Origin of the sequence: Faecalibacterium sp. OF04-11AC, from assembly GCF_003460645.1 — a bacterium.
Lineage (GTDB): Bacteria > Bacillota > Clostridia > Oscillospirales > Ruminococcaceae > Faecalibacterium > Faecalibacterium prausnitzii_I.
Window position 1 is genome coordinate 14,871 of sequence record NZ_QTVP01000027.1, and the last position, 16,610, is coordinate 31,480.

Consider the following 16,610-nt stretch of genomic DNA (forward strand, 5'->3'; position numbering starts at 1 on the left):
CTCCAATGACGAAGAGGGGACTTTTGTATACTACATATCAAGAATATTTCCGCGCGTTCCCTCTTCCATGCAGGCATACCTTGCCATTAGGACAGCCCCGCCGGTTACGAGTGCGGCGACAAGCTCCACCACCCAGACAGATGCCACTGCACTGAGCAGAACGGAAAGCGAGTCGATGACAAAGTGGAACAGGTAGGCCCGCACCAGCTCCATGGGGGACTTTTTGCGGATGGACTGGAACACCAGAATCGACAGGCTCAGATGGAGCACCACCGCAATGATCCGCTCTACGCCGCCTGCAAAAAACGTCAAGCTCGATGTCGTCCACAGCGCCGAAAGAGCCGCTGCCGTGTCTGCCGCCTTCTCTGCGTCAAGAGTCGCCAGCTGTGCAGACATGGCGCCGGAATTTATCATCACGGCACCTGCGATGTTGCTGATAGATGCCACGCCGCACAGAAGTATTGCCTCCACGCCGCCGTGTCCGGCACCATACATAAAGACATTCGGAAAATCCATCGGCTTCACCAGAAACCTCATGGCGATGTAACGACCGGTCTCTTCAAAAAGAGCTGCCATCAGGCCGCCATAGACTGCGTATAGGATCACGTTTCCGGTCAGCGCTTCTCCGGCCAGCTGGAACACGATGCGATGGATGGCAGCTTCCAGCATCAGCACCATCACGAAGAAAACGCCGCACCCGATAAAGAACGGTGCAGCCTTCGCACCCAGCTTCTTCTTTGCGTAAACAAAGAGGCCTATGGGAAGTGCGAAGGAGACGACAAGGGAAAACACCATGCCTGCGATGCTTGCCCCGGGTACCATACTTACTGTCATAGTCATCCTCCCTGCCGATATACCATCGGCGTTTTTTGCAAGGCCTGCCCACGGAGGGGAGCAGGGTCATTCAATATCCAGCTCCGGCGGCAGGTCGATCTGATCGGAGACGTACCGGCCGTTCTTTTTGCGCTGACGCACACACTCGGTGAGGAGATACTCGATCTGCCCGTTCACCGAGCGGAAATCGTCCTCAGCCCATGCGGCAAGGGCCTCGTAGAGCTTTGCGTTCAGGCGCAGGGGGATCTGCTTTTTGGGCTCTGCCATCAGTACAGGCTGCCGCTGTTCACGATGGGCTGTGCGTCCCGGTTGCCGCAGAGCACCACCAGCAGGTTGGAGACCATGGCCGCTTTCCGTTCGTCATCCAACTCCACCACTTTGTTTTCGCTCAGCCGGTCCAGTGCCATCTCCACCATGCCCACGGCGCCGTCCACGATCATCTTGCGGGCGTCGATGATGGCGCTGGCCTGCTGGCGCTGGAGCATCACGGCCGCGATCTCCGGCGCATAGGCCAGATAGGTGATCCGGGCCTCCACCACCTCGATGCCTGCCTCAGCCACGTTTTTCTGGATCTCGTCCCGGATGCGGGCCGCCACCACCTCCGAGGAGCCCCGCAGGCTGCCCTCGTCGGCCACGCCGTCTCCGGTGGTGTCCACGTTGGGGGCCACATCGTAGGGGTACACCCGCACCACGTTCCGCAGGGCGCTGTCACACTGGAGGGAGAGGTACTCCTTGTAGTTGTCCACATTGAACACCGCCTTGGCCGTGTCGGTGACCCGCCAGATCACGGCGATGCCGATCTCCACCGGGTTGCCCAGACAGTCGTTGATCTTCTGCCGGGAGTTGTTCAGGGTCATCATCTTCAGGGAGATCTTTTTGCTTACGCTGCTTGAGGCGAGCTGGCTGTTCTGGCCGCTGACGCTCAGCAGGGCGGCTGCGCCGCTCTCCTTGCTGGTCACGTCCCCGCTCTGGCTCAGCCGGGTGCCTGCGGCAGGGTTGACGGCGGCGCAGAAAGGGTTTACCCAGTAAAAGCCCTGGCCCTTCAGGGTGCCCACATAATCGCCAAAGAGGGTAAGTACCAGCGCCTCCTGGGGCTTGAGTACCTTCAGGCCGCAGAACAGAAAAATGCCTGCGATCCAATAGGCAATGGACAAAATCAGCAGCGGGATGCCCAGAAGCAGCCGGTCGTCCTCCAGCAGCAGGACGCTGGAAACGAACAGGGCAATGGAGGCCACATAGCCCAGCAGGGTGAGCAGCAGTGCCGCCATGCCGTTTTTGCGGGCGTTCAAAATTTTCTCTTCCATAACAGTTCCCTCCTTATGGGGTCGGAAGCGTTTCTTTTCGATATCAAAATCATATCACTTTGCCGCACCGTTGTCAAGAGAGGGACGCAAAAAAGGGCCCGCCCCGCCGCAGGTGCGGCAAGGGCAGGCCCTCTTGTCTGGAAAATGTGGAAACGCTGCCGGATAAAACGGGAAAGGAGCGTCAGCGTTTGTATTTGGCCGCGGTCTGCAAACGCTGCATAGCGCGGTCAAGGGCGATCTTGGTCTGGTAATACTCGTGCATGCTCTGCTTGTGCTGCAGGCGCTCGGCGGCGCGGATGCGGGCCGCCTCGGCACGGTTGCGGTCGATGTCCTCGGGGCGCTCGGCGCTGTCCACCAGGAGCAGCACGAACGTGGGGGTCACTTCGGCAATGCCGTCGCCCACCAGCACCTCATGCTCCTCGCCGTTGACGGTGAAGTGCATCAGCCCCATGTGGAGGGCCACCAGAACCGGGTTGTGCCCGGCCTGCACGCCGTACACGCCGTCACTGGTGGGCAGGGTCAGGCTTTCGCAGTCGCCTGATAGAACTCGCCGCTGGAGGCCGTGATGTTCAGGATGAACTTGTCCATCAGACGGCACCGCCCTTTTCCTCGGCCAGCTTGTCGGCATACTTCTTCTTGGCATCGTCGAGGGTGCCCACGTTGAAGAATGCCCACTCGGGGATGTCGTCGCACTCGCCGTCCACGATGGCGGCAAAGCCCTTGACGGTCTCGGCCAGCGGGACATACTTGCCGGGCAGGCCGGTGAAGTTCTCAGCCACCGAGAACGGCTGGGAGAGGAACTTTTGCAGCTTGCGGGCACGGGTGACGGTGAGCTTGTCTTCCTCGCCCAGCTCGTCCATGCCCAGGATGGCGATGATGTCCTGCAGCTCCTGATAGCGCTGCAGGGTGGCCTGCACCTTGCGGGCCACGCGGTAATGCTCCTCGCCCACGATATCGGCTTCCAGAATACGGGAGGTGGAAGCCAGCGGATCCACGGCGGGGTAGATGCCCTGCTCCACGATCTTACGGCTCAGGACGGTGGTGGCGTCCAGATGTGCGAACGTGGTGGCGGGAGCCGGGTCAGTCAGGTCGTCGGCGGGGACGTAGACGGCCTGCACCGAGGTGATGGAGCCGTCGCGGGTGGAGGTGATGCGCTCCTGCAGGGCACCCAGCTCATTGGCCAGCGTAGGCTGGTAGCCAACGGCGGAGGGCATACGGCCCATCAGAGCGGAGACCTCGGAGCCTGCCTGCACGAAACGGAAGATGTTATCAATGAAGAGCAGCACGTCTTTATGTGTCTCTTCACGGAAGTACTCCGCCATGGTCAGGCCGGTCTCAGCCACGCGCATACGGGCTCCTGGGGGCTCGTTCATCTGACCAAAGACCAGCGCGGTCTTGTTCAGAACACCGGAGGCGTTCATCTCGCCCCAGAGGTCACAGCCCTCACGGGAGCGCTCGCCGACACCGGTAAAGATGGAGTAGCCGCCGTGCTCGGTGGCCACGTTGTGGATCAGCTCCTGGATCAGGACGGTCTTGCCGACACCGGCACCGCCAAACAGGCCGATCTTGCCGCCCTTGGCATAGGGGGCCAGCAGGTCGATGACCTTGATGCCCGTTTCCAGGATCTCAGTTGCAGGTTTCTGCTCAGCAAAGCTGGGGGGCCTTGCGGTGGATGGGCCAGTGCGGCACATCGTCCACCGGGCCCTTGCCGTCGATGGGGCGGCCCAGGGGGTCGAACATGCGGCCCAGCGTGGCCTCGCCCACGGGGGCGGTCAGGCCGTGACCCGTTGCGTTCACGGTCATGCCCTTGCCCAGACCCTCGCTGGCAGAAAGCATGATGCAGCGCACGGTAGTCTCATTGACATGCTGCGCCACTTCCATGGTGCGCTCGGTGCCCTCAGCGGACACGGTGAGCGCTTCCTGCAGGGCAGGCAGCTTGCCCGCGGTGAACTGCACGTCCACCACAGGGCCCGCTACGCGGATAATAGTTCCCTGTATCATACGTTTTGCCTCTTGTAATCATTGTGTGAAACCTCTCAGTCTCGCATTCGCTCGCCAGCTCCCCTGCTAGGGGAAGTGGCATCGCGTTAGCGATGACGGAGCGGTTATTCTGAACTCTGTACTGCTGCCGCGCCGCCGATGATCTCGGTGATCTCCTGGGTGATGGAGCCCTGCCGGGTGCGGTTGTACTCCAATTGCAGGTCGTGGATCATCTCGGTGGCGCTCTTGGTGGCGGAATCCATGGCGGTCATGCGGGCGCTCTGCTCGGCGCAGAAGCTCTCGGTCATGGCACCAAAGATCATGCCGTGCATGTAGATGGGGGCCGTCTGCTCGAACACCGTCCAGGCGTCGGGGAACATCTCCACATCGCCTTTGGGGTCGCCCAGACCCTTGGGGGCGGGCTGAAGATGGTCTCGATCCAGCGGCAGCAGCCGCACCATGACGGGCTCACTGGTCAGGGCATTCTGGATCTTGGTGTAGATCAGGTAGATCTCATCCAGATTGCCTGCCTTGAAATCGTCGATGGCATCCACGGTGATGTCACGGGCCCGCTGCAGAGAGGGGGCGGTGGCACTGTACTGGAACTCTTCCACAAGGCGGGGGTCTTTGTGCAGCAGGGCACGATAACCGACCTGGCCGATGACGTAGAACTTGGCGTTGGGGTCATCGCCTGCCTGTGCCTTGAGGAACTTGAGCGTGTTCTGATTGAATGCGCCCGCCATGCCTTTATCTGCCGTCAGCACAACATAAGCGCGCTTGGGAGCAGGAACATCGCGGACATGGAAGAACGGGTGCACCGGCTCCTCCGGCAGGTGGGGGACCACACGGGAGATGGTGTCCCGCATCCGGGTGAAGTAGGGCAGCACGTTCTGGTAATTCTTGCGCGCCTTGCGGAGCTTGGAGGACGAGATGAGATACATCGCGTTGGTGATCTTCATGGTGTCCTGGATGCTCTCGATGCGCTCTTTCAGCAGCTTAGTGGACGGCATGGCTGTCGCCTCCCACGAATGCGTTCCAGGCGTTCAGGATGGCATCTACCTGCTCCGGGGTGATCTTGCCCGTGGCGGTGATGGCGTCCATGGTGCCCGAGACGTCGGCGCGGAACTGCCGCACAAAAGCGGTGGTCTTGGCGCGCTGTTCGGTGGTGGGGAGAGAATCCAGCATTCCGTGGGAAGCCAGCGTCAGGATGACGACCTGCTCGGCGTCGGACTTGGGCTGGTACAGCGGCTGCTTGAGCATTTCCATCAGGGCCTTGCCGTGCTCCAGCTGGCGGCGGGTCTCGGCGTCCAGATCAGAGCTGAACTGGGCGAAAGACTCCATATCCTTGTACTGGGCCAGCTCGATGCGGAGGTTGGCGTTGGCTTTCTTCATGGCCTTGGTCTGTGCCGCGCCGCCCACACGGGAGACGGACAGGCCGACATTGACAGCCGGGCGGTTGCCTGCGTTGAACAGGGCGCTCTCGAGGAAGATCTGGCCATCGGTGATGGAGATGACGTTGGTGGGGATGTAAGCGGAGACATCGCCTGCCTGGGTCTCGACGATGGGCAGGGCGGTGATGGAACCGCCGCCCAGGTCATCCCGCATCCGGCAGGAGCGCTCCAGCAGACGGGAGTGCAGATAGAAGACATCGCCGGGGTAAGCCTCACGGCCGGGGGAGCGCCGCAGCAGCAGGGAGATGGCACGGTAGGCCACCGCGTGTTTGGAAAGGTCATCGTAAACGATGAGGACGCTCTTGCCCTGTGCCATAAAATACTCGGCCAGAGCCGTGCCGGCATAGGGGGCAATGTACTGCAGCGGGGCGCTGTCGGAAGCGGTGGCCGCCACGATGGTGGTGTAATCCATGGCACCGTGCTTCTTCAGGTCTCCTGCCACGCGGGCAATGGAAGAAGCTTTCTGGCCGATGGCGACGTAAATGCAGAGCACGCCGGTGTCTTTCTGGTTCAGGATGGCATCGGTGGCAATGGAAGTCTTGCCGGTCTGGCGGTCGCCGATGATCAGCTCACGCTGGCCGCGGCCGATGGGGAACATGGAGTCGATGGCCAGGATGCCGGTGTGGAGCGGGGTATCCACGCTCTGTCGTTCCAGAATGCCGGGGGCCTGCTTCTCAATGGGGTTGTAGCCCACGGATTCGATGGGGCCTTTGCCGTCGATGGGCTCGCCCAGCGGGTCGATGACACGGCCCAGGAACGCGTCGCCCACCGGGATGCCCGCGCGCTTGCCGCTGCGGGTGACGAGGGTGCCCACGCCGACGCTCTCCGCGCCGTCGAAGAGCATGACGCCCAGCTTGCCGGGGTCCACGCTCTCCACCATGCCCTTGGCGCCGTTCTCAAAGGTGACGATCTCGCCGTAGACCGCGCGATCCATGCCATCCACCTGGACGATGCCGTCGGCGGAGGCGATGACCACGCCGCCCTCTGCACTGGTGGCAGCGGGCTTGTAGTCCTCAACACGGGTCTTGAGGGTGGCCAGCGAGGGCTTGCCCTCCATCATCTGGTCGAGGGCGTGGCGGCCGGAGTTGTCGAACACCCGGTCGCCGATCTGCAGCACATAGCCGGAGAGCAGGCTCTCGTCCACGGTGATATTCAGCAGCACCTCGGTGGCGTCATAGAGCTTTTTGACCTCGGCTTTGATGCGGGCGATGTCGTCCTCGCGGGGCTGGCGGGCAGCCCGCAGGTCGGCCTTGACGATCCGGTTGGCGGAGAAGAACTCGCGGCTGAACTCAGTTGCCATCGTCCACACCTGCTTTCTGTAACAGATCGTCCAGCAGCCGCGCGTCGTCCTGCTGGGTCAGGTTGCGGGCCAGCAGCTTCTCGCACATCTCACGGGCCAGAGCCGTGGTCTGGGCGTCGGCCTCACGCAGCTTGTGCTGGCGCTCGGCCTCGGCGTTCCGCTTGCCCTCAGCCACAATGGCGTCGGCCTGCTTCTGGGCATCCGCCAGGAGCTGCTGCTTCTCTTTTTCGGCCTGCTCTTCATAGGCCGTGCGGCGGGCAGCCGCCTCCGCGTCCACATTGCGCAGCTTGTCCTGCGCGGTGTTCAGAGCTGTCGCAGCCTCTTTTTTGGAGGTCTCAGCGGCAGCCAGAGCGTCGTCTACCTGCTTCTGGCGCTGCGCAATGATGTTCATGACAGGCTTGTACAGGAACTTGCGGAGCAGCAAAAACAGCACCAGAACGTTGACGACTGTATACAAAAGGTTCAGATTCAGTGTCAGCATTCGTCATGCCTCCGTGATCAACCCAGGAACAGGATGATGATCAGAGCAACGACGAAGCCGAAAATTGCAGTACCTTCTGCCAGAGCGGCGCCCAGCAGCAGGTTGGTCTGAATTTTACTAGAGGCCTCCGGCTGGCGGGAGATGGCCTCCGTTGCCTTACCGGTTGCAATGCCGATGCCAATGCCGCCGCCAATACCAGTCAGCGCTGCAATGCCAGCGCCCAGAGCTACCAATCCGTTCATAATAAATATCTCCTTTGTAAATGCGAAATGCGTAAAACCTCTCAGTCCGCTTCGCGTCCAGCCGCCCCCTTTCGGCACTTTCGTGCCACCTCCCCGGCGGGAGTCTTTCCTAACAGGGGAGCCCTTGGCAGGATGGTTCAATTCCTGCTGGAGGAAACGGGCCCGATTTTCCGGCAGGGCGTGGGCCCTGCGCTCTCGGGTGAAATCATTCTTCGTCTCCGATATTCTCTTTCATAAACAGGGAAGTCAGGAAGACGAACACATAGGTCTGAATCAGGCCGTCGAACAGGTCAAAGTACAGGCTGAACACAGCCGGCACAAAGACAGGCACCACCTGCTTGATGAGCTCCATGATGACGAACGCGCCCAGCACGTTGCCGAACAGTCGCATACACAGGCTGGTGGGCCGAATGGCGATCTCCAGAATGTTCATGGGGGTCATGATGGCGGTAGGAGCTGTCAGGCTCTTGAGGAAGCCGACCCCGCCGCGCGCGTGGATCCCGGCATACTCGATGAGGCAGATGCTCATTAAGGCCAGGGCGGCGGTGACATTCAGGTCCTTTGTGGGGGGCTTGATGCCAAACACGCCAATGAGGTTGGAGCAGGCGATGTAGAGCGCTACCGAGATGAGGTAGGGCACATACCGCTTGCCTTTTTCACCCAGCAAGCCCACGAAGAAGTCGTTGATGAACGTCACGACGGTCTCCAGGATGGCCTGCCGCTTGGTGATGTGGTCTACCCGGAGGTTCCGGGTGAGGAGAATGGAGCTGATGACGAGGAACGCCATGATGCCCCAGCTGACTACCACCGACTCCGGGATCTGCAGGCCGCCGATGGAGATCATTTCCACGTTCAGCTCTTCTTTCAGAGCTGCCGTCAATGCGTTCATCGTGCTGCCTCCTTCCGCCGGGTCGAGGTCAGAGGTTGAGAGATTGAATCCAATACCGTTTTCACTCGATCTCCTTTCCGTAACATTTTGAAATTGAGAAAAGCACTGTTCTACGAGAAAAAGAAAGGAGGTGGCCGGAAACTCCGCTGCACGCCCTCCTTTGCTGTGTTCTCTTTGCCTGCTTTTTTCGTCTGGTATCATAGCACGAAAGGCGCGGATTGATAAGTCCTCTTGCGAAGTTTCTACTTTTTGTTATATTCCGTACCGAAATGGATGAATATTTGTTGCTGATTTGCACAAGAAAGCAGCTTGTAACATGTGACAAGTGCACAAAATCTTAACTGAATTTTAACTGTTTAAGGGAGATGACCAGGCAAATTGTCGAAAAAATCCATACAGTATATATTGCTGGTATATCCGATATATAAAATTTATATGACTTATCCGGCGCTCAAGCGGCTTGATTTTTCTTCAGAGATGTCCACCCTGTATGGCCGCGATACTTATTTAGTAGAGTGAAAAGCTCAGGCGGCGGGGTTCTCGGCCTTGCCGCGGCGGAACACCAGCCGGAAGATGAACCGGGAGAGCGGGCCACAGTAGAGCATCTGCCAGCACAGGGCCATGGGCATATTGCAGCCCCAGGTGTGCACCCACATGCCAAAGCTGGGCTCTTTGAACAGGACGGTTGCCACCAGGCTCATGACCGGGCACATGATGGCGACGATCATCAGGGAGATGGCATAGCACAATTTCAGGCGTCGTGTAAGGGGCTGAGAAAGGGTTCTCCTATTTTGCCGAAAACGATCCCCTTGAAAACAATAAGTTTTGTGGAAAGCTGTAAGGGGGGAGAAGCTCGACTGAAAAAGCTCTGCCGGACACGGATGAAACGGATTACATCAAACTGCCTGTAAAATCTACACAGTTTATCTGTTGAATATGGAAAAATAATGTGGATATTATTGTGCACTCTGCGAATAGACAAACTGCTGACCTTTGGGTATAATAAAGCCAGAAACCAGAGAAGTACAGCAGAAGCTCAAACGAGAGCTAACCCCGCTGACTTGAAGCAGAAAGGAGCGAAGACCGATGGTTGATATGGAACCCGCACAGTGTGGACAGACTGTCGGGGATCGCTGAGAAGCAAAACAGAGGCTCACCACAAACGGGATGTTTCCCCCGTATAAAAACACAAAAACGAGAGCCGGTCTTGAGCATCAAATAATGCGAACAACAGAACAGTCTGTCGAGTATAAAATCCCATGGCAATTCAAATAGATCCGCCGGAGAGTGATCCTTATGAAAACTTTACGGAGACCTGTATTTGAATAATCGAAAAGGAGAACCTCCAATGTACTAAGTAGTGGAGCCCTTGGCAAATCTAACTCGAAAGAATGTGGTAATATGAAATTCATCTCCATGATTCGTGTTCCGCACTCCAACAGTTGAGAAAAGGGTCAATCCAATGTACTAAGTAATGTGTCCCCTGAAAATTCCAAGTTCTTCATCGTTTCCAAAGGAGATCATTCCAATGAAACGTACGGTACAGACCGAAAAATGAGGAAACCGAGGATAAGAGGCTTATGACTCCGAAGAAGTAAGGATCCTGCCGGATGGTGGCTTGCAACCGCACCATCCGGCAGGTTTTTTGTTTGGGCCGGGAAAGATTCCGGCTCTTTTTTATTTTGCGAGAATGCAGCCGATGTCTCTTGACAATTTCTCCTGCAAGCGTTATTGTTAAAAATACTGTCTATATTTTAAGGTAAGGAGAACATCATGCCACAAACTACCACTGCGCCGCGCAAAAAGACACGGCTGATGACCGAGGGCGGCATCTTTAAAAACCTGCTGTTGTTTGCTGTGCCGCTGATTTTGGGCAACCTGCTCCAGCAGCTGTACAATACGGCCGATTCCATCATCGTGGGCAATTTCCTGGGCAGCAACGCTCTGGCAGCCGTTGGCTCCAGCGGCTCGCCCATCTTCCTGCTCATCGGCTTCAGCCAGGGCGTGGCCGTGGGTGCCGGCGTCGTGGTGGCCCAGTACCTGGGGGCCAAGGATCGGGAGGATGCCCAGATTGCCGTGCACACCTCGCTGGCCATTGCAGCCATCCTGGGCGTTGTGCTGACGGTGGGCGGTATCCTGGTCTGCCGCAGCCTGCTGGTCTGGATGAACACCCCGGCTGAGGTGCTGGAAGACGCCGTGACCTATATGCGGATCTACTTTGGCGGCGTGCTGTTCAGCGTCATTTATAACATGGCGGCCGGCATCCTCAACGCAGCGGGCAACTCCCAGCGTTCCCTCATCTACCTGGGCTGTGCCTCCATCACCAACATCATCCTCGACCTCGTTCTCATTGCCGGGCTGCGGATGGGTGTGGAGGGCGCGGCCATCGCCACCGATATCAGCCAGCTGGTGTCCTGCATCCTCTCCCTCCGCTTCCTGATGCGGGTGGAGGATGACTACCGGGTCACGCCGCGCAAGATCCGCCCCGATGCCAAAATGTCCGCCCGCATCATCCGGGTGGGCCTGCCCACGGGCATCCAGAACATGGTCATCTCGTTCTCCAACGTTCTGGTGCAGTCCAGTGTCAACGGCTACGGCGCTGTCGCCATGGCAGGCTTTGCCGCGTACATGAAGATCGACGGCTTCAACATCCTGCCGGTCATGAGCTTCAGCATGGCGGCCACTACCTTTGTGGGCCAGAACTTTGGCGCGGGCAAGCTGGACCGTGTCAAGCGGAGCCTGTGGGTCACGCTGGCCATGAGCGTGGGCTATACCCTCTTTACGGGTGCCCTGCTGCTGGTGTTCCGTTACCCCATCCTGCACCTGTTCACCCAGGACGATACCGTGGTGGAGTTTGGTGTGGCGGCCATGAAGTATTTCTGCCCGTTCTACTTCCTGCTGGCCATCCTGCATAGCCTGGCGGGTGCCGTGCGCGGCACGGGCAAGAGCGTGCCGCCCATGGTGGTATTGCTGCTCTCCCTCTGCCTGTTCCGGGTAGCCTGGATCCAGTTTATTCTGCCGTTCTTCCACAGCATTGAAGGCGTGTTCGTCCTCTATCCGGTTTCCTGGGGGCTGGGTGCTGTTCTGATGGTTTTGTACACCTGGCGCGCCAACTGGATGGAGCACGCCGCGTAATGCCGTTTCAGGAAACGATGGAATGTGTTTCTATGAAAAGGAATGTGTTTCTATGAAAAATAGCCATTTGCCAAGGCCCTGAAAACGTGTTATATAATAGGTAAAGAATTTTTACCACCCCGGATGCAAAAGGAGCAGCAGATGCAGACAAAACCCTCTCAACGGACCGAAACCGTTTCCCGCCCGACGGGCATCAAAATGGCTCTGCTCCTGTTCTGGGAGTTCATCAAACTCGGTGCCTTTACTTTTGGCAGCGGGTGGAGCATCATTGCCCAGATGGAGCAGGAGTTTGTGGACAAGCGCCACTGGGTGGAGCAGAGCGACCTGCTGGAGCTCATCGCCGTGGGCAAGAGCCTGCCGGGGATCATGGTGGCCAACATCGTGCTGCTGTTCGGCTACCAGTTAGCCGGGCCGCTGGGCGGCATCCTCTCAGCGGTGGGGCTGTGCGTGCCGGCTGTCGTCGTGATGACCGTTGTTACCGCCATTTATGACCTCATCAAGAACAATTACTGGGTCTTTGCGGCCCTCAAGGGGGTCCAGTGTGCCGTGGTGCCCATCATCGGCAGTGCGGCCATCTCCCTGAGCAAAGAGGCCCTCAAGGATAAAATTGCGATCGGGCTCTGCCTCGCTGCTCTCTGCATCTGCCTGTTTACGTCCATCAGTAATCTGGTGCTGGTGATCGGCGGTGCCGTGCTGGGCCTTGTCTGGATGGGGGTGAAAGAGCATGGTTAAAACATTGTTCCAGCTCTTCCTCGCCTTTGCCAAAATTGGTTTTACCAGCTTTGGCGGCACCTCAATGATCCCCCTGATCATGGAAGAAATGCTCTCTCACAACTGGATGACAGCCGACGATGTGGCCAATATCGTGGCCATTGCGGAGATGACCCCCGGTTCCCTGGGCGTCAACTGCGCCACCTTTGCCGGTACCCAGACCGCCGGAGTGCTGGGCGGTACGGCAGCCGTCATGGGTGTGCTGACCCCCACCCTGACGCTGACCCTTGTGGCGGCCCTCTTCTTCCAGAAATTCCGGGAGAGCAAGGTCATGCTTTATATCATGCGGGCGGTCAAGCCCATCTGCGTGGGCATGATCTTTGCGGTCCTCATTACCCTGAGCGGGAGTACCTACTTTGCAGAGGGCATCAGCTGGGCGGGCCTTGGCATTGGCCTGCTCTGCTTCTGGCTCCTCCGCAAAAAGAAAATGGCCATCCCCAAGGTCATCGGCATCGCGGCGGTGCTGGGGCTGGTTTGTTTTGGAGTGCTGTGAGAACAGTTGCCCAAAACGGCAAAATAGTGTATACTATCCTCGAGCGCAACTTCACGCCAGAGAGAGGTCTTTTTTATGACGATTCGCGGAATTATCACCGTTCTGGTCCTGGCCATCCTGTTTGGGCTGGCCGTGGTCTGGATCTCCAAGCAGGGCGGCTGGAAAGGGGAGGGCTGCGGCGGCAACTGTGCCTCCTGCCACCACCACGACGGCTGTGAGCAGCCGAAATCCAACCAGAATACCTGATGCATCAAAAAGCCCCCGGCAGCCATTGGCTGTCCGGGGGTTTTGTGCTACAGCTGCCCATTGTGGGCGGCGTAGACCGCAATGGTGCTCAACAGGTCGCTGTGAGCTTTCTGGTAAGTGCTGTAACTCAGGTTGAGCTGCTCCATGACATCCTCGATGCTCCGATGCTCAAAGTAGCGCATCCGGAGCAGCCGGGCACGGATGGGGTCGGTCTGGTCATAATAACGCAGTGCCTGCTCAATGGCCAGGCTCCAGCCGCGGCCCTCGAACGTCTGGCGGTATCCCCGCTGGCCGTAGTGGGCCAGGGCGTTGCGGGTAGCGCGGCGCTGCTGCTGTGTCATGAAAATGCCTCCTCTCAGCTGACATGCCGGAAAAAGTACAGGTCGCGCTGGTCCCGGTTGAGCCCCAGCAGGTGGCAGAGCTTGTCCACCTCACTGACTTTGAAATCCCGGTCGTTGTTGATCTTATAACGCAGGGTGGAGCTGCTGATGCCCAGCACCTCGGCTGCATAGCCCAGTGTGATGCGTTTGCACTTCATGCAGGAGAGGAGCAGCATGGTATCTGTCATAAAAAATGCCTCCTTTTGATTTCGAATTCTGGATGCGATGCACAATCTTTGGTTGTATTATAGCGAGAAGTTGATTAGCTGTCAACTCTTTTGGAAAAATAGAGCAAAAACGGTTGATTTTTAGGAAATGTTCTGCTATTCTATCTTCAGAGAGCAGTTTTTCTGCACACGCAAGGGAAAGCGAGGAGTTTTTATGTCAGAACTGGCACGCCGCGTCCGGGAGCGCCGGGCCGCTCTCGGCCTGTCACAGGAGGAGCTGGCCGACCGGATGGGATACCGCTCCAAATCCTCCATCACCAAATTGGAAAAAGGGGTCAACGACCTGCCCCAGTCCAAGCTGGAAGAGCTGGCCGCCGCGCTGGACACCACTCCGGCCTGGCTGCTGGGCATTGAGACCGCCGCCGCCCCGCCTCCGGGGTTTGAGCCCCTGCCGGAAATGGCGCGGGTGCCGCTGGTGGGCTCCATTGCCTGCGGCACGCCCATCACGGCGGAGCAGAACATCGAGAGCTATATCGGGGTCCCCGCCGCGTGGCACGCGGATTTTGCCCTGACCTGCCACGGCAGCAGCATGGCTCCCACCATCTGCGATGGCGACATCGTCTGCATCCGCCGCCAGCCGGAGGTGGAGCAGGGAGAGATCGCCGCGGTCCGCATCGGGGACGAAGCCACCCTGAAACATTTTCACCGCCAGGGCAGCACGGTCATGCTCCTGGCCGATAACGCCGCCGTCTGCCCGCCCATGATCTATGCAGGCTCCCAGCTGGAGGAGATTCAGATCGAGGGCAGGGCGGTCGGCTTCTGCAGAGGTTTATAACCTCTCCGTCATCGCTCCGCGATGCCAGCCACTCCCCTTTCGGCACTTTCGTGCCACCTCCCCCGACCGGGGGAGTCTTTCCTGACAGGGGAGCCCTTGGCATGTCGGTTTTGTTTCAAAAATTCGCCCGATGGGCTCCGGCACAGCAGTGCCTGGGGCCTACGGCAGGAGGATATTATCATGGAAAAAGCTTCCACAGAAGCGATGACCCTGAACGTCATCGCCCACATCCACACGGCGTTCCCCACCAAGTTTGGCATCCCGCGCCAGAGCGCTGGTGGACAGCCTGCGGGGCGAGATCATTTTTACCCCGGAGTACCGCAACCCGGACGCCGTGCGCGGGCTGGAAGATTTCAGCCACATCTGGCTGGTGTGGCAGTTCTCCGGGGCCGTGCGGGATACCTGGTCGCCCACGGTCCGCCCGCCACGCTTGGGCGGCAACACCCGGATGGGCGTGTTTGCCACCCGCTCGCCGTTCCGGCCCAATCCGCTGGGCCTGTCCAGCGTCCAGCTGGAAAAGATCGAGATCCGGCCCGAGGTGGGCCCGGTCCTCATCGTGCGGGGCGCCGACCTCATGGACGGCACCCCCATCTACGACATCAAGCCCTATATCCCGTACGCCGACTGCCACCCGGATGCCTCGGCGGGCTTTACGGCCCAGACCCGGATGCACCACCTGAATGTGGAGTGTGACCCCGCCCTCTGGGCACGGGTCCCGGAGGCGGAGCAGGAGGGCCTGCGGGGCGTGCTGGCCCATGACCCCCGCCCCTCCTACCAGCATGACCCTGCCCGGGTGTACGGCATGGAGTTTGCCGGACTGGAAGTGCATTTCACCGTGGACGGCGAGACCCTGACCGTGACGGATATCACCCGCCGCTGACCGGAGGAACTGCTCATGGAGCTGCGAACCATCAACACCTTTTTGCACATTGCGGAGCTGCACAGCTTTTCCCGCGCCGCGCGGGAGCTGGGCTACTCCCAGTCGGCTGTCTCCTCTCAGATCGCCCAGCTGGAGGCCGAGCTGGGCACCCCGCTGTTTGACCGGGTGGGCAAGACCGTCCGCCTGACCGACGCGGGGCTCACGTTTCAGGATTACGCCCGCACCCTGCTGGCGACGGCCCAGCAGGCCAAAGCGGCCCTGCAGCCCGCCCGGGAGGTGCGGGGCACCCTCCGCATCGCACTGGCGGACTCGGTGTGCAGCACCTTTCTGCCCGACCTGCTGCTCCACTACCACGCCCGCTGCCCGGAGGTGGAGCTGGTGCTCCGCACCGCCACAGCCGACGAGATGCTCCAGTGGCTGAGCTCCAACGAGGTCGATCTGGCTTACACCCTCGATCAGCCCATTTTGCAGCCCAATCTTGTGCTGGCGTTCAACGAGCTGGAGCCCATCTGCATGGTGGCTCCGCCAAACCATCCGCTGGCCCGGCAGGAGGTGGTCACGCTGGAGGAGCTTGCGAAGCAGGAATTTCTGCTCACCGAGCGGGGAATGAGCTACCGCGACGCTCTGGATCAGTGCATGGACGCCCATCACCTGGCTCTGAAGCCCTACATTGAGCTGGGCAGCGCCGCCATGCTGGCCGAGATGGTGGAGCGGGGGATGGGCCTCTCGTTCCTGCCGGAATACATCGTCCGCAATGAGCTGGCGGCCCACCGCCTGGCCCGCCTCAACGTCCCCGAGTGCCAGATATCTATGCACCGCCAGTTGTTTTACCACCGGGATAAATGGCTGACCCCTCAGATGAAAGCGTTTATTGAGCTGGTGTGAATCACCGGCTCTGTTTGGCCCCGCACCCCGGCAAAATAAAAAAACAGCTCCAAGCCTAAGTGAAATGAACCCCAAAAGTTAGACAAAATTTAAAATCAAGCAACCTGAACGGTCTGAATCCTGTATTGCACAGGGCTCAGGCCGTTTAGTTTTAATTTGATTCGGCAGTTGTTGTAGTAATCGATATACTCAACAATGGCCTTTTCGAGCTGTTCAACGGAATCGAATTTTTCCAAATAGAACAGTTCCGTCTTGAGCAAGCCAAAGAAGTTTTCAGCAACCGCATTATCCAGACAAGTGGCTTTCCGGGACATACTTTGTGTAATGCCTTTCGCTC

General features: G+C 59.0%; 19 protein-coding genes and 2 pseudogenes. 7 read left to right on the forward strand and 14 right to left on the reverse strand.

From position 1 onward, the window contains the following. Positions 1-30 precede the first annotated feature (30 nt). The 11 genes and pseudogenes from DXA70_RS11090 to DXA70_RS11140 all read right to left on the reverse strand — a co-directional run bounded on the left by DXA70_RS11090 (position 31) and on the right by DXA70_RS11140 (position 9,230). Positions 31-834 carry a YhfC family glutamic-type intramembrane protease gene (locus tag DXA70_RS11090; RefSeq protein WP_158565167.1) on the reverse strand — a complete coding sequence of 268 codons (804 nt, stop codon included), beginning with the start codon at positions 832-834 and terminating at the stop codon, positions 31-33. 66 nt (positions 835-900) lie between these two features. After that, complete coding sequence (locus DXA70_RS11095; RefSeq protein ID WP_015563606.1) at positions 901-1,101, reverse strand: hypothetical protein; 201 nt, start codon at positions 1,099-1,101, stop codon at positions 901-903. Further along, entirely contained in the window at positions 1,101-2,138 is a 1,038-nt protein-coding gene (locus DXA70_RS11100; protein WP_128118505.1) for an SPFH domain-containing protein, read from the reverse strand. The genes DXA70_RS11095 and DXA70_RS11100 overlap by 1 nt, the downstream gene beginning before the upstream one ends. Before the next feature lie 181 nt (positions 2,139-2,319). Beyond that, positions 2,320-2,736 (reverse strand): ATP synthase F1 subunit epsilon, encoded by a 417-nt coding sequence (atpC, locus tag DXA70_RS11105; protein ID WP_243001349.1) that lies wholly within the window; start codon positions 2,734-2,736, stop codon positions 2,320-2,322. Continuing rightward, positions 2,726-4,139 (reverse strand): annotated as a pseudogene (gene atpD / locus DXA70_RS11110) (F0F1 ATP synthase subunit beta). Before atpD ends, atpC begins: the two are co-directional and overlap by 11 nt. A gap of 104 nt (positions 4,140-4,243) precedes the next feature. Further along, positions 4,244-5,128, reverse strand: coding sequence for an ATP synthase F1 subunit gamma (atpG, locus tag DXA70_RS11115; protein ID WP_022256644.1), 885 nt, complete (start codon positions 5,126-5,128; stop codon positions 4,244-4,246). Continuing rightward, complete coding sequence (gene atpA, locus DXA70_RS11120) at positions 5,115-6,869, reverse strand: F0F1 ATP synthase subunit alpha (protein ID WP_128118506.1); 1,755 nt, start codon at positions 6,867-6,869, stop codon at positions 5,115-5,117. The genes atpG and atpA overlap by 14 nt, the downstream gene beginning before the upstream one ends. Then, the gene (atpF, locus tag DXA70_RS11125) at positions 6,859-7,350 is read right to left on the reverse strand and encodes a F0F1 ATP synthase subunit B (RefSeq protein ID WP_112148591.1); all 492 of its coding nucleotides are present in this window, start codon (positions 7,348-7,350) and stop codon (positions 6,859-6,861) included. Before atpF ends, atpA begins: the two co-directional genes overlap by 11 nt. Positions 7,351-7,367: 17 nt before the next feature. After that, positions 7,368-7,592, reverse strand: coding sequence for an ATP synthase F0 subunit C (gene atpE, locus DXA70_RS11130; RefSeq protein WP_022256641.1), 225 nt, complete (start codon positions 7,590-7,592; stop codon positions 7,368-7,370). Positions 7,593-7,797: 205 nt separating this feature from the next. After that, positions 7,798-8,481, reverse strand: coding sequence for a F0F1 ATP synthase subunit A (locus DXA70_RS11135; RefSeq protein ID WP_128118507.1), 684 nt, complete (start codon positions 8,479-8,481; stop codon positions 7,798-7,800). 524 nt (positions 8,482-9,005) lie between these two features. Then, positions 9,006-9,230: a hypothetical protein gene (locus tag DXA70_RS11140; protein WP_243001350.1), complete on the reverse strand. Its 225-nt coding sequence runs from the start codon at positions 9,228-9,230 to the stop codon at positions 9,006-9,008. Positions 9,231-10,254: 1,024 nt separating this feature from the next. Here DXA70_RS11140 and DXA70_RS11145 point away from each other — a divergent pair. The 4 genes from DXA70_RS11145 (at position 10,255) to DXA70_RS11160 (ending at position 13,126) form a co-directional block, all read left to right on the forward strand. After that, positions 10,255-11,616 (forward strand): MATE family efflux transporter, encoded by a 1,362-nt coding sequence (locus tag DXA70_RS11145; protein ID WP_128118508.1) that lies wholly within the window; start codon positions 10,255-10,257, stop codon positions 11,614-11,616. Positions 11,617-11,757: 141 nt separating this feature from the next. Next, positions 11,758-12,348: a chromate transporter gene (locus DXA70_RS11150; protein ID WP_128118509.1), complete on the forward strand. Its 591-nt coding sequence runs from the start codon at positions 11,758-11,760 to the stop codon at positions 12,346-12,348. Next, entirely contained in the window at positions 12,341-12,880 is a 540-nt protein-coding gene (locus DXA70_RS11155; RefSeq protein ID WP_128118510.1) for a chromate transporter, read from the forward strand. The genes DXA70_RS11150 and DXA70_RS11155 overlap by 8 nt, the downstream gene beginning before the upstream one ends. A gap of 75 nt (positions 12,881-12,955) precedes the next feature. Next, positions 12,956-13,126, forward strand: coding sequence for a FeoB-associated Cys-rich membrane protein (locus tag DXA70_RS11160; RefSeq protein ID WP_112116016.1), 171 nt, complete (start codon positions 12,956-12,958; stop codon positions 13,124-13,126). Positions 13,127-13,173: 47 nt separating this feature from the next. On the opposite strand, the gene DXA70_RS11165 is transcribed toward DXA70_RS11160, so the two are convergent. Together DXA70_RS11165 and DXA70_RS11170 are read right to left on the reverse strand one after the other, a co-directional pair. After that, positions 13,174-13,467 (reverse strand): hypothetical protein, encoded by a 294-nt coding sequence (locus DXA70_RS11165; RefSeq protein WP_128118511.1) that lies wholly within the window; start codon positions 13,465-13,467, stop codon positions 13,174-13,176. A 14-nt stretch (positions 13,468-13,481) separates the two neighbouring features. Further along, positions 13,482-13,694: a hypothetical protein gene (locus DXA70_RS11170; RefSeq protein ID WP_022256633.1), complete on the reverse strand. Its 213-nt coding sequence runs from the start codon at positions 13,692-13,694 to the stop codon at positions 13,482-13,484. Positions 13,695-13,887: 193 nt separating this feature from the next. On the opposite strand from DXA70_RS11170, the gene DXA70_RS11175 reads away from it, so the two are divergent. The 3 genes and pseudogenes from DXA70_RS11175 (at position 13,888) to DXA70_RS11185 (ending at position 16,273) form a co-directional block, all read left to right on the forward strand. Next, the gene (locus tag DXA70_RS11175; RefSeq protein WP_022256632.1) at positions 13,888-14,508 is read left to right on the forward strand and encodes an XRE family transcriptional regulator; all 621 of its coding nucleotides are present in this window, start codon (positions 13,888-13,890) and stop codon (positions 14,506-14,508) included. A 180-nt stretch (positions 14,509-14,688) separates the two neighbouring features. Continuing rightward, positions 14,689-15,388: pseudogene (gene tsaA / locus DXA70_RS11180) on the forward strand (tRNA (N6-threonylcarbamoyladenosine(37)-N6)-methyltransferase TrmO). 15 nt (positions 15,389-15,403) lie between these two features. Continuing rightward, the gene (locus DXA70_RS11185) at positions 15,404-16,273 is read left to right on the forward strand and encodes a LysR family transcriptional regulator (RefSeq protein ID WP_128118512.1); all 870 of its coding nucleotides are present in this window, start codon (positions 15,404-15,406) and stop codon (positions 16,271-16,273) included. Positions 16,274-16,368: 95 nt separating this feature from the next. Here DXA70_RS11185 and DXA70_RS11190 read toward each other — a convergent pair. After that, the coding region (locus DXA70_RS11190) for an IS3 family transposase (RefSeq protein ID WP_147341633.1) at positions 16,369-16,610 on the reverse strand (242 nt) is incomplete at its 5' end.

What these genes read in the sequence shown, in the direction of transcription:
- DXA70_RS11090 (WP_158565167.1), bottom strand. Translation starts at nt 834, where the DNA reads ATGACAGTAAGTATGGTACCCGGGGCAAGCATCGCAGGCATGGTGTTT.
- DXA70_RS11095 (WP_015563606.1), bottom strand. Translation starts at nt 1,101, where the DNA reads ATGGCAGAGCCCAAAAAGCAGATCCCCCTGCGCCTGAACGCAAAGCTC.
- DXA70_RS11100 (WP_128118505.1), bottom strand. Translation starts at nt 2,138, where the DNA reads ATGGAAGAGAAAATTTTGAACGCCCGCAAAAACGGCATGGCGGCACTG.
- atpG (WP_022256644.1), bottom strand. Translation starts at nt 5,128, where the DNA reads ATGCCGTCCACTAAGCTGCTGAAAGAGCGCATCGAGAGCATCCAGGAC.
- atpA (WP_128118506.1), bottom strand. Translation starts at nt 6,869, where the DNA reads ATGGCAACTGAGTTCAGCCGCGAGTTCTTCTCCGCCAACCGGATCGTC.
- atpF (WP_112148591.1), bottom strand. Translation starts at nt 7,350, where the DNA reads ATGCTGACACTGAATCTGAACCTTTTGTATACAGTCGTCAACGTTCTG.
- atpE (WP_022256641.1), bottom strand. Translation starts at nt 7,592, where the DNA reads ATGAACGGATTGGTAGCTCTGGGCGCTGGCATTGCAGCGCTGACTGGT.
- DXA70_RS11135 (WP_128118507.1), bottom strand. Translation starts at nt 8,481, where the DNA reads ATGAACGCATTGACGGCAGCTCTGAAAGAAGAGCTGAACGTGGAAATG.
- DXA70_RS11145 (WP_128118508.1), top strand. Translation starts at nt 10,255, where the DNA reads ATGCCACAAACTACCACTGCGCCGCGCAAAAAGACACGGCTGATGACC.
- DXA70_RS11150 (WP_128118509.1), top strand. Translation starts at nt 11,758, where the DNA reads ATGCAGACAAAACCCTCTCAACGGACCGAAACCGTTTCCCGCCCGACG.
- DXA70_RS11155 (WP_128118510.1), top strand. Translation starts at nt 12,341, where the DNA reads ATGGTTAAAACATTGTTCCAGCTCTTCCTCGCCTTTGCCAAAATTGGT.
- DXA70_RS11160 (WP_112116016.1), top strand. Translation starts at nt 12,956, where the DNA reads ATGACGATTCGCGGAATTATCACCGTTCTGGTCCTGGCCATCCTGTTT.
- DXA70_RS11165 (WP_128118511.1), bottom strand. Translation starts at nt 13,467, where the DNA reads ATGACACAGCAGCAGCGCCGCGCTACCCGCAACGCCCTGGCCCACTAC.
- DXA70_RS11170 (WP_022256633.1), bottom strand. Translation starts at nt 13,694, where the DNA reads ATGACAGATACCATGCTGCTCCTCTCCTGCATGAAGTGCAAACGCATC.
- DXA70_RS11175 (WP_022256632.1), top strand. Translation starts at nt 13,888, where the DNA reads ATGTCAGAACTGGCACGCCGCGTCCGGGAGCGCCGGGCCGCTCTCGGC.
- DXA70_RS11185 (WP_128118512.1), top strand. Translation starts at nt 15,404, where the DNA reads ATGGAGCTGCGAACCATCAACACCTTTTTGCACATTGCGGAGCTGCAC.